Source organism: Acetivibrio ethanolgignens (assembly GCF_001461035.1).
Taxonomy (GTDB): Bacteria; Bacillota; Clostridia; order Lachnospirales; family Lachnospiraceae; genus Velocimicrobium; species Velocimicrobium ethanolgignens.
In genome coordinates this window covers 61,463-76,706 of record NZ_LNAM01000175.1, presented here as the reverse complement: position 1 = coordinate 76,706, position 15,244 = coordinate 61,463, and the positions used below count along the sequence as shown (strand labels likewise).

Annotated in this window: 14 protein-coding genes; 12 read left to right on the top strand and 2 right to left on the bottom strand. The window is 40.5% G+C overall.

Annotated features, from left to right (window positions below; genetic code table 11):
• The first annotated feature begins 37 nt into the window (after positions 1-37).
• The 8 genes from ASU35_RS12920 to ASU35_RS12890 all read left to right on the top strand — a co-directional run bounded on the left by ASU35_RS12920 (position 38) and on the right by ASU35_RS12890 (position 12,225).
• Entirely contained in the window at positions 38-3,466 is a 3,429-nt protein-coding gene (locus ASU35_RS12920; RefSeq protein ID WP_058353416.1) for a DUF5717 family protein, read from the top strand.
• Between the two features lie 18 nt (positions 3,467-3,484).
• Positions 3,485-4,675: a DUF5716 family protein gene (locus ASU35_RS12915; protein ID WP_058353415.1), complete on the top strand. Its 1,191-nt coding sequence runs from the start codon at positions 3,485-3,487 to the stop codon at positions 4,673-4,675.
• Between the two features lie 12 nt (positions 4,676-4,687).
• The gene (locus tag ASU35_RS12910) at positions 4,688-5,497 is read left to right on the top strand and encodes a hypothetical protein (RefSeq protein ID WP_058353414.1); all 810 of its coding nucleotides are present in this window, start codon (positions 4,688-4,690) and stop codon (positions 5,495-5,497) included.
• Positions 5,498-5,499: 2 nt separating this feature from the next.
• Positions 5,500-6,585 (top strand): hypothetical protein, encoded by a 1,086-nt coding sequence (locus ASU35_RS12905; protein ID WP_147525445.1) that lies wholly within the window; start codon positions 5,500-5,502, stop codon positions 6,583-6,585.
• 67 nt (positions 6,586-6,652) lie between these two features.
• Positions 6,653-9,295: a valine--tRNA ligase gene (locus tag ASU35_RS12900; RefSeq protein ID WP_058353412.1), complete on the top strand. Its 2,643-nt coding sequence runs from the start codon at positions 6,653-6,655 to the stop codon at positions 9,293-9,295.
• Positions 9,296-9,340: 45 nt separating this feature from the next.
• Positions 9,341-10,726 (top strand): DUF342 domain-containing protein, encoded by a 1,386-nt coding sequence (locus ASU35_RS12895; protein WP_058353411.1) that lies wholly within the window; start codon positions 9,341-9,343, stop codon positions 10,724-10,726.
• A gap of 18 nt (positions 10,727-10,744) precedes the next feature.
• The gene (locus tag ASU35_RS19740; RefSeq protein ID WP_172794645.1) at positions 10,745-10,885 is read left to right on the top strand and encodes a hypothetical protein; all 141 of its coding nucleotides are present in this window, start codon (positions 10,745-10,747) and stop codon (positions 10,883-10,885) included.
• A 14-nt stretch (positions 10,886-10,899) separates the two neighbouring features.
• A complete protein-coding gene (locus tag ASU35_RS12890) occupies positions 10,900-12,225 on the top strand; it encodes a tetratricopeptide repeat protein (protein WP_058353410.1) in 1,326 nt (441 codons plus the stop codon).
• Here the strand turns inward: ASU35_RS12890 and ASU35_RS20770 are convergent.
• Entirely contained in the window at positions 12,205-12,372 is a 168-nt protein-coding gene (locus ASU35_RS20770; RefSeq protein WP_172794644.1) for a DUF4176 domain-containing protein, read from the bottom strand. The genes ASU35_RS12890 and ASU35_RS20770 overlap by 21 nt on opposite strands.
• Positions 12,372-12,974, bottom strand: a complete 603-nt coding sequence (locus tag ASU35_RS12885; protein WP_058353409.1) for a hypothetical protein — start codon at positions 12,972-12,974, stop codon at positions 12,372-12,374. Before ASU35_RS12885 ends, ASU35_RS20770 begins: the two co-directional genes overlap by 1 nt.
• 235 nt (positions 12,975-13,209) lie before the next feature.
• Between ASU35_RS12885 and ASU35_RS12880 the strand changes: the two genes are divergently transcribed.
• The 4 genes from ASU35_RS12880 to ASU35_RS12865 all read left to right on the top strand — a co-directional run bounded on the left by ASU35_RS12880 (position 13,210) and on the right by ASU35_RS12865 (position 15,031).
• Entirely contained in the window at positions 13,210-13,629 is a 420-nt protein-coding gene (locus ASU35_RS12880) for a hypothetical protein (RefSeq protein WP_058353408.1), read from the top strand.
• An 11-nt stretch (positions 13,630-13,640) separates the two neighbouring features.
• Positions 13,641-14,159, top strand: coding sequence for a hypothetical protein (locus ASU35_RS12875; protein ID WP_058353407.1), 519 nt, complete (start codon positions 13,641-13,643; stop codon positions 14,157-14,159).
• A 222-nt stretch (positions 14,160-14,381) separates the two neighbouring features.
• Complete coding sequence (locus tag ASU35_RS12870; protein WP_058353406.1) at positions 14,382-14,705, top strand: type II toxin-antitoxin system Phd/YefM family antitoxin; 324 nt, start codon at positions 14,382-14,384, stop codon at positions 14,703-14,705.
• On the top strand, positions 14,702-15,031 hold the full coding sequence (locus tag ASU35_RS12865; protein ID WP_058353405.1) for a type II toxin-antitoxin system RelE family toxin: 330 nt from the start codon (positions 14,702-14,704) through the stop codon (positions 15,029-15,031). Before ASU35_RS12870 ends, ASU35_RS12865 begins: the two co-directional genes overlap by 4 nt.
• Positions 15,032-15,244: the final 213 nt, after the last annotated feature.

The window sequence follows — 15,244 nt, the reverse complement described above, 5'->3', positions numbered from 1 at the left end:
TTTGGGAAAAATGCAAATATTTACTTGAGAGGCACCGATGAAAAAGAAAATTTACCAGCTGGCGAGAGAAGAATTTGAATATACCCCTGCAGTGCTGATTCTGCAGGAGGAGGCAATACAAAAGGAAGCACAGGAGGGAGGCAGTGCTAAAGGCACACTGTTTATCCGTAATTTCGATAACAGAAGAATGAAGGGGGTTTTGTATGCAACAGCCCCTTTTATCCATTTGGAAGCTACGGCCTTTTTTGGTACAGAGGCTCTGATTGATTATGAGCTTCGTACAATGGATAGGAAGGCAGAGGAGCATCTGCGGGGAGAAATTTATCTGGTTACCAGCTGTGGTGAATATAGAATTAGTGTAGAGCTTACGATAAAAGAGAATGAGCAGAAAAAAAAGGCAGGGAATCTTTTTCGTCTGGCAAATTTAGCAAGGGATGACTGGGCGGCGGCAGTAGAGCAGTATAAGCTTTTGTATGCCAGAAGAAGCGGAGGAGGACCAGCCAGCCAGGAGCTGGAGGAGTTTTTAATAGATGGCAGTAAAAAATGGAAAATCCAGCTGAGTACCGATGTATCCTCCTTTTATTATGATGAGGTAACGGAAAGCTTTGCAGAGTCTTTGATGATAAAAAAAGATAACTGGGGATATTTAAAAGTTGAGGTATGGTCAGATGCAGAATTTTTACAGCCGGAGCATAAGGTCATCTGGAGTGATAGCTTCATTGGGGATGAATACATGCTGGAATTTCTGGTTAGAAAAGAAAAGCTGCATGATGGAAAGAATTACGGACGTTTATATATTAAGACCATCCATCAGCTTCTCACAATAGAGGTTTGTGCTGTCTGTGTAAGCCGAAGAGAGGAAAAGGAACGGCGAAGAAAGCAAAAGGAAGTAAAGCTTTGGCTTATGAATACCTATTTCCAGTACAGATGCGGACTTTTGGAGAAAAGCAGCTATGCAAAGGAAGGGCTCAGGCTTCGCCGGGAAAATCAGAATGTATTTCCTGAGATAATAGAACAGTATCTGGAAATCTATTTTATGATTTTGAATAACCAGGGGGCTCTGGCACAGGAGCTTTTAAAGGATATGCATCCGGAGGACAGGCTCCAGAAGGGCTGTGAAGCATGGCTTTGGTATCTTGCCTGTGAGAATATGGAGGAAAAGAAGGGCTATGTCGGGAGACTTTTAGGGCTTTGGGAAAAAGAGCCGGATAATATGTGGCTTTTGTGGCTGCTTTTACAGGTAAAGGCGACACTTTGCTGGGACGCCAGAAAATGCTTTGAACAGATAGAGCAGTATAATCAAAAGCATCATCCGAGTACTCTTTTACACATTGAGCTTTTAGAGGCATTAAATGAAAAGCCCGCTCTGTTAAAGCAGCTTAACAGTTCTTTAATCAGTGCTCTTAATTGGGGAAGCCGGATGAATCTTTTATCACCAGAGGTTAAGGAAAGATATGTTTTCCTGGCAGCCAATGAGGAAAATTGTCTGCATGCCCTGGACGGGCTAAAGGAGCTCTATAAGCAGGAACCATCCGAACAGGTTTTGTATGCAATTAACGCAGTTATGATTAAAAATAATTGTCTGGGAAGCCGGTATTTTCCATGGTATGAAAAGGGAATTTTGATGCAGCTAAGGCTTCAGGGATTGTATGAGGCATATTTATGCTCTGCGGATGAAGGATTCGACTTTAGAATACCAAAACAGGTGCTTACTTATTTTAGCTATGACAGCCTGCTCCCGGACAGTGCAAAGGAGCTTTTGTTTTCTTATATTATCAGGCACAAAAGAGAGGAAGAGGACATCTATCTGAATTTCCTGGGACTGATAGAACAGTTTGCTTTGAAGCGGCTTTCTGAAGGAGCATTGAATCATTTGCTAGCAGTTATATATCCTGAGGTTTTAAAGCCGGAAATGATGAATGATTTTTATTTAAAAAAGCTGTCCAGGTTTTTATTCCGTGAGGAGCTTTCCTGTGATAATCCGAATATTACAGGTGTATATGTACAGCATAAGGAGCTTGTGTCTGAGGAATATTATCCTTTGGAAAAGGGCAGGGCTGACATCTATGTGTTTACAGAGAATGCAAGGATTTCTTTTGTAGATAAAGATGGGGCAAGATATGGGTCTTCGATTGAATACAGGAGAGAAAATTATCTGGATTTGTCTTCCTGGTATGAGGAGTGCTTCCGGGTGGATGGCGAGAATCTGCATCTTTTGCTGAACCGGTATGAGAAGATAGAAAAGTATCAGAAGTTTGATGAAAATGCAAATGAAATCAGAAGAAGGGTTTTGAATATTCCGGGACTTTTAAAGGAATATGAGGCAGAGTGCCGGCTTGCCTTAATTCATCAATATTTTGATAAGATGGAGGAGGAACTTTTACGGGAGCAGCTGCTGCTATTTTCACCAGAGCTGGTGGAAGAAAAAGAACGTCCGAAGCTGATAGACTACTGCATTTTACAAGGCTTAAATGACAGGGCTTATGAGCTGATACAAAGCTGGGGATATCAGGGAGTGCCATATAACCGGCTTTTGCGTCTGGCTACCCGGCTTTTGGAAACAACAAATGGAAAGGATGAGGTACTTCTTTCTATCTGCAGCTATCTTTTGGAAAGCAGAAGATACAGTCAGGGAACTCTTATCTATCTTGTTCTTTTTTATGAGGGATTATTAGGACAGATGGCACGAATCTGGGAGGTGGCACGGGAAAATGCCGTAGAGACCTGGCCATTAGAGGAGAGAATTTTAGTACAGCTTTTGTTTACAGAAGGGTATATTAGAAACCATTCTAAAATTTTTGCTTCTTATTATCGGAAAAAGAAAGACTTGAGTATTAACAGGGCGTATCTTAATTATTATTCCTATCGTTATTTTGTAAAGGAAAGCAGTCTTGCGGAAGAATTCTTTGGTTTCCTTCCAGCAGAGCTTGACAGGGAATTCAGTCAGATTATGGCCTTAGCATTTCTGAAGGAAAAGAGCGGAAAAAAGGAGCTTTCTGCAAAGGAGAACAAACGGGTAGAAGAGCTTTTGCTGTATTTTCTACAAAGGAACAGAATATTTCCGTTTTTTAAGGCCTTTAAGGATACAAACCGGACCTATATTGAATACCGGACAGCTCCGGAACGCAGAGTCAGTCTTTCTTACCGGCTGGGAGATATGGCAGAGTTTAAGGTAATTCCTATGACGGAATTGAGTTATGGGATTTATGTGGCAGATTTTTTGCTGTTCCCGGATGAAGTACTGCAGTATTATATAATGGAGCAGGGAACAGAGGAGGAAGCTATTACGGAAAGCTGCACCCTGATAGAAAATGATGAGAGCCGGGAATTAGAAAATTCAAGCTTTGGTCTTTTGGGAGCAATTCTGACAGCAAGACAGCTTGCAGAGGATGGGACGGCAGAGGAGCTAATGGAGGAATATATTTTGCAGGAATATAGAAAAGAAAAGCTGTTTACTGAGCTGTAAAGAGAGGAGATAGCGGCAGTGGAGGAAAGAACAATATATGCAGGAATGGATCTGCGTGAAAATAAAATACAGCTGTGTGCTTATCCGCCTCAGAGCAGCGAAATAAAGATGATTCTGGAGGATTTTCCCCTGTTAATTGCTATCGAAGAGGATAAAAAGGAATGGATTTTTGGAGAAAGGGCACTGGAGAAAAAGGAGCAGAAGGAGGGTATTGTTATAACCGGTTTCTTAGAGCTTTTGGAAACAACGGAGGAGATTACCATCTATGGAGTAAGGTTTTCAGTAGAGGACCTGCTATCCAAAATTATAAAAAAAGCCTTGCTTTTCTTGAAAACAGAATTTCCCAATGACCTCATACGGCATCTTAATGTATCGCTGGAGAACCCTTCTAAAAAGCTGGAGGAGAGGCTTAAAAGAGCCTTTTTGAAGCTGGGGATTGATGGAGACCGTCTGCAGGTTGAAAGTCATGGACACAGCTTTTTATGCTATGCACTAAGCCAGAAGAAGGAACTCTGGATCGGAGAGGTAGGTCTTTTAGATGGAAGCGGTGGAGAAATTTTATTCCGGCGGATTCTTCTGGATAGAAAGCGGCGGCCGGTGATAGCAGGAGTAACCAGGGAAAAGCTTGCCAAGCCTATGCAAAAGGAAGAAATTGTACAAGTAGTAAAGCCAGAGATAGGAACACTTTATCTGACAGGCTCTGGTTTTTCAGGTGAAGAAAGGCTTAATCTGGTACATCAGCTTTGCCGGGGCAGAAGAGGCTTCCTTGGAGAGAGTCTGTATTGTGAAGGAGCCTGTATTTCTGCAAAAAGCCAGGAAAATCCTGAGATGATGGAAAGCTTTTTGCTTCTAGAAGAGGACAGTATCCAGTGTGAAATTTCAATTCCTATATACCATGATGGGAAAGAATGCAGGGCTTATCTTGCGAAGGCATCTGAAAAATGGCAGGATGTTAAAAAGAATGCCTGCCTGATTTTAGAGGAAGAGGAAGAAATACCGGTAACGGTGTCCTATCTGCCAAGCGGAGAGGAAAAGACTTTTATTATCGCGTTGGAGGGCATGTGGAAGCGGCCATCCAGGATGACAAAGGTATCCCTCCGGCTGATGTTTACCGATAAGAAAACCTGCATTGTCAGAATAAAGGATCTGGGTTTTGGAGAATTCTGTCCATCCAGCCAGAGAATCTGGGAAAAGACAATTGAGCTCTAAGGAGGTAAAGACTTGGGAAGGATTATTTTATGCTGTGGTGAAAAAGCAGAGAATCCGTGGTATATAAAAGAAACAGATACAAAGCTTTATAGTATAGAAGAATTGTGTTATTATATATATAATAACATATATATTATTTCACAGGGATTTTTCACACTGGGACTGGCAAATTGGATAAAGGAGGAGCTCAAGCTTCCTGCTCTGGCCGACAAGCTTAAGAATCTGGTTCTTGGTAGAAACAGCTGCAAGGACATGGTAGTGACGGTGCTATGCGGTTCCGATTATTATCAGGAAGAGGAGCTTAAAGAACTGATAGTGGTTATGGACAGCTTGACTCATATGTCGGAGCTGCAGCGTGAAAAGTATAAGGCAGATTTATGGCTTAAGAAAAAGAGGTATACGCTGGCAGCGATGGAATACCGGAAGCTTCTGGGGGGACAGCTTAAGGAGCTTACACCGGAGGAGACAGGTGACATTTATCATAATATTGGTATTACCTGTCTGTACACGGGAACATTAGAGGAAGCAGCACAGTATTTTTTACAGGCCTATGGAAGGAACCAGAACCGGGAATCCCTAAAGGCCTATGTGCAGGCATGCAGTATGGCAGGAATACCTGTACTTGAATTATCCGAGGAGGAAGAAAAGGAACTTTTGACAGAGCTTGAGGAAAGTAAGATGGCTTATAAGGAAACCTCGGATTATCGAAGACTGAAGGAAGCCATTGAGAAGAAGCTTCAGGGTCATGCCGCTGATTATCATGAGGAGCTTAACCAGATTTTAAAGGAATGGAAGCGGGAATACAGAAAGAAAGTTGGATAAAAATGGGTTTATTTTCATGGTTTTTTAGAAAAAAACAAAAGGAAGAGAAAATTTTATCGCCGGAACAGAAATTTTTTTCATCAAGAGCGGTAGATGAGGAGAAGCTTTTTAAGGAAGCTGTGGCACAGCCTTTGGCAGTAGATGAGGATGCCAAGGAGGAAGCAAGGCGTCAGCTTCAGGAGGCAAGAGTGGAATATGAGGCTGTAACCTCTTATCTGACGGATATCCAGAGGATTGATATGGTGCCGGAGGAAGAAAGAAAGAGCTTTACTGAAGCAGCCGAGAAGATTCTGCTTTTTAAAGGAGAAAGAGAAAAATATAAAAACCAGGAGATTAAGCTTTCTGAGCGGCATAGAAACAGCATGGAGCTGTATGAGGAGAGCCTGCCACAGGAGCTAAAGGCAATGCAGGAAAAGGAGCAGTATCAGTCAGTCATAAAGAATGATATGCGGCATCTGGAGGGAGAAAAGGGTGTCCTTCTCTATGAACGGGATGAGATTGTGGAAAAACAGGAAAATTTAAAAAAACTAGCTGTAACAGCAGCAGCTTTAGTTGTAAGCTTGTTAATTTTGCTGGCATTGCTTGACCAGGTATTTGAAGCAGCCATGCAGCTTCCCTTTCTTTTGACTGTGCTTATGGGAGTTGTAAGTGCAGCTTACATTATTTACGAGTCCAGACAGAACCGGAAAAATATGGTGCTGACGGAAAAGAAACTGGCACGGGCGATTGGATTGTTAAATAAGGTAAAGATAAAGTATGTAAATAATACCAGCTGTCTGGAATACGCTTATGAAAAACTGGGGGTAGAAAGCTCCATGGAGCTGGAATATGTCTGGAAGCAATACCTTTTATTAAAGGAAAGAGAAAAACAGTTCCGCTCTACAACGGAGAAAATTAATCAGTACAATCAGATTTTAATTACAGAGCTTAAGAAGATAGATGTAAGGGATGCAGAGGTCTGGACCTATCAGCCGGAGGCACTGTTAGATAAAAGGGAAATGGTTGAGGTGCGGCACCGCCTGAATGTAAGGCGTCAGAAGCTGAGAGACCGGATGGATTACAATAATAAGCTGTTAGGACAGGAATAAATACTTGACGAAAAAAGGATTTTTCAATACTATATAAAAAGGGAATTTTTTTAAAGGAGATAAGAAGATGCAAAAAGAACTGGAAAAGACCTACAATCCGCGGGAGATTGAGGGAAGACTGTACGAAAAGTGGATGAACAAGAAGTATTTCCATGCAAAAGTGGATAAAAATAAAAAACCATTTACGATTGTGATTCCGCCTCCAAACATTACAGGACGGCTTCATATGGGACATGCCCTGGATGAAACAATGCAGGATATCTTGATTCGTTTTAAAAGAATGCAGGGATATGAGGCTCTTTGGCTTCCGGGTACTGACCATGCCAGCATTTCTACGGAGGTTAAGGTCATCAATCAGTTGAAGTCTGAGGGAATTGACAAGGCAGAGCTTGGCAGAGAGGGCTTTTTAAAGAGAACCTGGGAGTGGAAGAAGGAATACGGCGGAGCTATTGTGGAGCAGTTAAAGAAATTAGGCTCCTCCTGTGACTGGGACAGAGAGCGTTTTACTTTGGACGAGGGCTGCTCTAGGGCCGTTGAAGAGGTATTCATTAAATTATATGAAAAGGGATATATTTATAAGGGTTCCCGTATTGTAAACTGGTGTCCTGTCTGCAAGACATCTATTTCTGATGCAGAGGTAGAGCATGAGGAACAGGCTGGACATTTCTGGCATATCAAATATCCGGTAGCCGGTGAAGAGGGACGCTTTGTTGAGATTGCGACAACCCGTCCGGAGACCCTGCTGGGTGATACTGCTGTAGCAGTTCATCCGGAGGATGAAAGATACCAGGATTTGATTGGAAAGATGGTTATTCTTCCGATTGTAAATAAGGAAATTCCGGTAGTAGCTGATGCCTATGTAGACAGAGAATTTGGTACCGGTGTTGTAAAGATTACACCAGCCCATGACCCGAACGATTTTGAGGTAGGAAAACGCCACAATCTGCCGGAAATTAATATCATGAATGATGATGCTACCATTAATGAAAAGGGCGGAAAATATGCAGGTCTTGACCGCTATGAGGCGAGAAAGCAGATTGTAGCAGAGTTAGATTCCCTGGGACTTTTAGTAAAAACCGAAGACCATGTACACAACGTAGGTACCCATGACCGCTGTTCTACCACTGTTGAACCTATGATTAAGCAGCAGTGGTTCGTTAAGATGGATGAGCTGATTAAGCCGGCAGTAGAGGCTGTAAAGAGTGGTGAAATCAAGCTGATTCCGGAAAGGATGCAGAAGACCTACTTTAACTGGACTGATAATATCCGTGACTGGTGTATTTCCAGACAGCTGTGGTGGGGACACCGGATTCCGGCTTATTATTGTGATAAATGCGGTGAAATCGTAGTAGCGTTAGCTTCTGAGAAGCCAGAGGTTTGCCCAAAATGCGGACATAGCCATATGTGTCAGGATGAGGATACTCTGGATACCTGGTTCAGTTCTGCCCTGTGGCCATTTTCAACCCTTGGCTGGCCGGAAAAGACAGAGGAGCTGGAATATTTCTACCCAACAAATGTGCTGGTAACCGGCTACGACATTATTTTCTTCTGGGTTATCCGTATGGTATTCTCCGGCTATGAGCATATGGGTAAAAAGCCATTTGATACCGTATTATTCCATGGACTGGTAAGAGATTCCCAGGGCCGCAAGATGAGTAAATCCTTAGGCAATGGCATTGATCCGCTGGAGATTATTGATGAATTTGGTGCAGATGCTTTAAGATTCACCCTGATTACAGGAAATGCACCTGGAAATGATATGCGTTTTTATATGGAGCGTGTTGAGGCCAGCCGTAACTTTGCCAATAAGGTATGGAATGCTTCCCGTTTCATTATGATGAACCTGGATAAGGCAGATGCAAAGCAGGAGAACTTTACCCAGGCAGATAAATGGATTTTATCCAAGGTAAATACCCTGATTAAGGATGTTACTGATAATATGGAAAGCTATGAGCTCGGTATTGCCGCTCAGAAGATTTACGATTTTATCTGGGAGGAATTCTGTGACTGGTATATTGAAATGGTGAAGCCACGTCTTTATAATGATGAGGACGAGACGAAGGGTGCTGCTCTTTGGACTTTAAAGAAGGTACTGATTGATTCCTTAAAGCTGTTACATCCATATATGCCATTTATTACCGAGGAAATTTTCTGCACTCTTCAGGAGGAAGAGGAGTCAATTATGATTTCCCAGTGGCCGATATATAAAGAAGAAGATAGTTTTCAGGAGGATGAAGAGGCTGTTGAGACAATCAAGGCAGCAGTAAAGGGTATCCGTAATGTTCGGGCGGAAATGAATGTTCCACCAAGTAAAAAGGCTACAGTAATCGTAGTTTCTGAGGATGAAAGGGTAAGAAATATTTTTGAAAACAGTCGTGTATTCTTTGCAACTCTTGGCTATGCCGGTGAGGTGCAGATCCAGGCAGACAAGACTGGTGTGGCAGAGGATGCGGTATCTACCGTGATTCATGGTGCTACCATTTACATGCCATTTGCAGAGCTTGTGGATGTTGCAAAGGAAATTGAGCGTCTGACAAAGGAAAAGACGAGACTGGAGGGCGAATTAAAGCGTTCCAACGGTATGCTGAATAATGAAAGATTTATAAGTAAGGCACCGGCTGAGAAGGTTCAGGAGGAAAAGGAAAAGCTTCAGAAGTATACAAATATGCTGAATCAGGTGGAGGAACGTCTTGCAAATTTAAAGAAATAAAAGCTTGAAAACAGTAGAGAAGCTATAAAGGAGAGAGGTGATACTGTGTCTGTTAATTTAGAGGAAAATAAATCAAGAGTACGTGTTTCTGAGACAAGGACAGAGGCATATTTGAGCTTATGTCCGCCAGAGGAGGGAACAGAGTACAGGGTCAGCGATTTAGAGGAAATACTGGAAAAGAATGGTGTTATTGCAGGAGTAGAAAGAAAAAAACTTCAGCGAATGATTGATGAGAAGCAGTATTTTGAGGAGGAGCTGGTGGCTGAAACAAAGCCGGCGGAGGATGGAATTCCAGGACGTTTTGAATTCCTCTTTAATACAGAGGCTGAGCGCAAGCCTAAAATTCTGCCGGATGGCTCGGTAGATTACAGCAGTATCAGTGAGGTGGAGATTGTTACAGAGGGGGAGGAGATTGTACACTACTATCCGGCTACTAAGGGTGAGGATGGTATGGATGTCTATGGCAATGTTATTACGGCCAAACCAGGCCGTGAGCTTCCAACGATTAAAGGAAAAGGCTTTCTTCTATCAGAGGATAAAAGAATTTATACTGCGGCAATTACCGGAAAGATAACCTATCAGGGAGGACGGCTTATTATTACCAAGCTTCTGGAGATAGATGGTGATGTTACCCATGCAACAGGAAGTATTAATTTTGCTGGAGATGTCGTCATTCATGGCAATGTTGTTACAGGTATGACAGTTCAGGCCAGTGGCAATATTATAGTAAATGGCTATGTAGAGGCTGCTGCTTTGCATGCAGGCAAGGATATTATTTTGAAGAACGGTATGCAAGGTGGTGGAAAGGGAGAGGTGCATTGTAAGGGGAATTTATCCGGTAAGTTCTTTGAACAAACAGAAATTCAGGCTGGTGGCAATGTAAATGCCAATGCAATCTTAAACTGTGTTATTATGGCAGAAGGAAGGGTTTCTGTTTCCGGTAAGCTGGGAGTTATTGTCGGTGGACGTACTCATGCCATTCGTGGAATTTCGGCAACAACCATAGGAAATATGTCCGAGGTAAAAATGGAACTGATTGTTGGTGTTGACAGCGAAGTTTATACTAAAATCGGAGCATTGCAGGAAAGAATAAAGCCACTTTTGGAAGAAAATATGAGAATTGAAAAAGGTATTAAAAAAATTGATTCAATTCTTGAAAAGCAGGAAATGCCAGAGCTTCAGGGGAAAAAGCTACAACTGCTCCGGGCTAAGATAAGCAGGGAATCAGAAATTCTTACTTTGAAAGAGGAAAAAGAAAAGTATGAGACCTGGCTGGCAGATGCACAGAATGCAAAGCTGGTTGTACAAAAGAGCATTTATCGGGGAAGTAAGCTAACGATTAATGGAATTCATAGGATGATAGAATCAGAAAATTATAATGTAACGTATTGTCGGAGAGGCGGGGGGATTGAATTTTATGCAAATATTTAGAAGGGAATGTGAGCAGACATGATTGATTTTGAAGAGGAAATAAAAAAATTTGAGCCAAGTCTGGATATTGACCAGGCAGAGGATGCAATTTATCATAACGATATGACAGATGTAACTGACATTATCAAAGAAATATTAAAAGACAGAAGGTCCAATTAGGAGGTTTGTCAGTTATGGGATATCCGGATTTTGATCACATACGCAAAGCTTCTAACATGTACTATAACAGTGGACTGGAAAAGGCAAAGGTAAGAGATTTGTCGGGTGCAGTTGATGCACTGAAAAAGAGCCTCAAGCTGAATAAAATGAATACCAGGGCCAGAAATCTTTTGGGACTGGTCTATTATGAGATGGGTGAGGTAGTCAATGCCTTGAGTGAATGGGTTATCAGTAAGCATTTTGAAGAGGATAATGAAATGGCTGACCGCTATATTGCAGCTATTCAGAGAAACCCATCCCGTCTGGAAACGATTAACCAAACCATTAAGAAATACAACCGTGCTTTAGAGTACGCAAAGCAGGGGAACAGTGATTTGGCTATTTTACAGCTGGAAAAGGTAGTAAGCTTAAATCCTCACTTTGTACGGAGCTATCAGCTTCTGGCACTTCTTTATATGCAGTCCGGAAATAATAAAAAGGCGGTAAAATGTCTTTCTAAGGCATTGAAAATTGACCGTAATAATACCGTAACCTTAAAATACAAAAAGGAGCTTTCCGGCGGTAGTGAAGGAAAAGCAGAAGAAAAGGAAGAAAGGGTAAAGGACAGAAGCATCCTGCATGAACAGGAAAATGGGGGACAGGTCTTTAAAGCTCCCTCTTATAAGGAAGAAAGATTTAATTTCTGGCCTTATGCGAACTTTTTTCTGGGAGCTGTCCTTGGAATTTTAGTAGTTTATTTTTTGATTGTGCCTACGGTAAAAAAGCAGGTGGCAACAGAATACGAAACTAAATTTAAAGCCTACAGTGATGATATGGCGAGCCAGGATATTACCTTTAATACCCTGAAAAGAGAAAATGAGGGGCTTAAGGCAGAGCTAGAAAGCCTTAACCGTGAATTGGAGGAGCTAAAGGGCAAGGGCATGGATGAGTCCCTTTATGATAACTTTTATAAGGCTATCCGCTATTATATGGATGGAGAAAAGGAAGAGGCAGCAAAGCAGCTTGCTGATGTAAAGGAGTCTGCCTTGGAAAATGCAGAGGCCAAAAATATTTATAATACCATCAAGGGTGAATCCTTTGAGGCTGCGGCAGAAGAGCTGGCAGAGGAAGGCCGTGTGATTTATAACCAGGGAAAATATGACGAAGCCTTAGAAAAGCTCCAGGATGCTCTGAAGCTGGACCCTGCGAATGTAAAGGCAATTTATTTTACCGGCCGTGTATACCATCGCAAGGGAGATAAGGAAAAGGCAGCAGAGTACTATAATAAGGTTATTAACGATTATCCGGATTCGGAACGTGCAGCTGAGGCAAAGCGGCGGTTAAGCGAACTGGGATTGTAGAAAATAGGTTTTGCAAAACAGAACAACTCCGATAAGGAGTTGTTCTGTTTTTTGCATTCTGCCAAAGATTATTATTTTCTTCGAAGCATTAGTTAATCTTACAACGGAACCAATTGGTAAATATTTTTTACGAGGTACAGCTGCCACTACAAATCTCCTTCCATTAAAATATGGTAATTGTCCAACACATATTTTACCTTTGTCTCAATCATTTTACCATATTGCTCTATGTCACGGACATTTATGACAAATCCATTATTGTCATAAATAGAATGAATAACAAACTCTGCATCATCAAATATAGATTCGTTAGTATATTGCGGCTTTTTTTCTTTAAAGGCTGCAATATGCAGTACATTTCCACATTCCCACAGCAAAGGGTCATTTTTTATTTCCGTTAAAAGGCGTAAATCTTGGGGCATAATTTCAATAAAATATTCACCCTTATCATTCTTGATACAAGGATACAATTCACCTATTTTATTATCCAGCTCCGTGATAGAGGTATCTGTTTGATAGGCATCTAAATGAACTACAATGGTATAATCACTTGCCAAGCTTAAAATAATATCCCGTTGGATGTTATCCCATAAAATAGTATCACAGTAGTATTTAGTATAATCGAAAAAAAGCTCAAACTGAGAATGGGATATATTTTTTATAAATTTTACCCTATCGAAAGGTTTGAGACAATTATTCTTTGTTTTCTGTTTTGCAGCTAAATACTTTGTTATATGCTTTTTTAGCAATTGTTTCACCTCCTGCTTTTCCAGTTACCGAGCCTGCAATACTGCCAACTATAGCACCGACAGTATCGCCAATGGCTTCAACCCAGTCCTGCACACCTGCAGAGGCTATGACGGTATTTTTCCAATTCTAATAACAAATGAAAGAGGCATTTTGTGACATTGGTAAACCAGTAAGATTAAAGGTTTTGAGAAGGAATAAATGTACATTTTGATATTGAAATTATGGAGGCTAGGAGTGAATAATAGGAAGTTTAAAATTAGAATAGCAGTTGTTGTGATTATATTGCTTGCATTTTATACATATTGGTTAAAGGATACAAAAATTAAGATACCGGAAGAAAATGTAATGTTTATTATCTATGAAACTCAGTCTAATAGGGAAATTACAGACTCTGATGTAAAGAGAGATATTATAGAAATAATAGAAGGCTTTAAAGTTAGAAGAAATGTTTTTGGAGAATACCTTCCTGTGGGAGGATTTGCCAAAAAAGATGGAAATATTTTAATTACCATCATGGATTATAACAAGCCAGAACGATATGAGGTCTATATACGGACAAATGGGAAATCTTTTCTGAATATACCGGGCAAGGGAAAATTTATTATAGAGGATAAGAAAGTGCTGGTGGATTATCTTGAGAGGAGCTTAAAGTAGGGAGATGAATTATGAACAGAAAGTATAAAATCGGAGCTGTCCTTTTTATCTTAGCTGTAGGAATGTTTGCTTTTTATAAAATGTATTCTTCCAGAGCAATCATCTGGCATATAGAAAATGTGGATATAAAGGAAATTGCGAGTATCGAAGTTGTATATAGAGCCAGTTCGGATGGACTTTTTTATGCCTCTCCGACATCTTCTTTGGTAGGAGCGGAAGCTTATGGAGAAGTATTACAAAGACTAGAAGAACTGCAATATACCTATTATGCTGATGAAAGCAATCAGACAACAAGCTCCAAATTAAGTGACAGGGGATATTCCTTTCAAGAAAGCTTAAGCATTTCTATTTATGAAAGAAATGGAGAAAGTATCCAGCTGTGTTTACGGCAGAATGCGGAAAAGAAATGGAGCTTTATGGAACTTCAGCTATATTCTCAAAAGGGGATAAAAGATAGAAAGCTATATAAGGTGGACTATAACCAGGGAAGCCAGTATATAGACTGGATTTTAGAACTGTGCAATAACTAATGCATGCTATCTTCAATGGTGCCCACTTTATCATCCAGGAAGCACTGGTAGGCTATGTTCGAGGAAGAAAAGGCAGTAAAGAGAATTACAGCAAAAAAAGAGTCTAAAGAAGAACAACAAATTGTAATGAAAATTTAATGATAAATTATCAAACCTCATAGTTGATTTTTTACTGATTTCTGCATATAATAAGAGTAGAAGAAAGCATTGGAGGTGTTTATTATGGCAATTGCAGCAGATCTTTTGCAAAGCTTGGTTCCTATTTCACAGTTTAACAAAGGTCAGGCAGCGAAGATATTTGACAGACTTCACTCTGAAAGAGAATTAATTGTTTTAAAGAACAATCAGCCTTCTGCAATTATTTTGTCACCTGAAGAATATACAAGACTGACAGAAATTGAGGAAGATTATTTCCTTTTGTTAGAAGCAAATAAACGAATGGAAGATAATGGAAATAATAAAACTATTTTATTTGATTCTGTAATGAATAATTTAGGAATCAGTGAAGATGAACTTTTAGATACGGAGGATGTTGATATCGAATGACATGGATTATTGAGTTTTTAGAAGAAGCAGAAAAAGACATAAAAAAACTCGATCATTCAGCTCAGGTACAAGTGTTAAAAGGCATCCGAAAAGTTAGTCAGAATCCATTACCTACAGAAGAAGGTGGGTATGGAAAACCTTTGGGTAATAAAAGTGGGACAAATCTTACGAATCTTATGAAAATAAAATTCAGAGATTTAGGAATCCGGGTTGTATATAAGGTAGAGCGAGTAGATGGAGTTATGAGGATTATCGTTGTTTCGGCCAGAACCGATGAACAGGTTTATAAGGAAGCAGCAAAAAGAAGAGAAAGACATAATTTATAACAGATTTTTAATTTTTGATAAAAATGGCTAAGAAAAGAAATTTGTCATAAGAAGGCGACAGGGTTTTCTTGCTTTTTTTGGCAGGATTCATTATGATAAATAGAAAGACAAAACATTTACGAAGGAAGAACCAGGGACAAGCCCCCGGTCCTTCCTTTTTTATTCGATAGGAAAGCTCATCCTATCGAATAAAAAACGATCCGCTAGGGATTG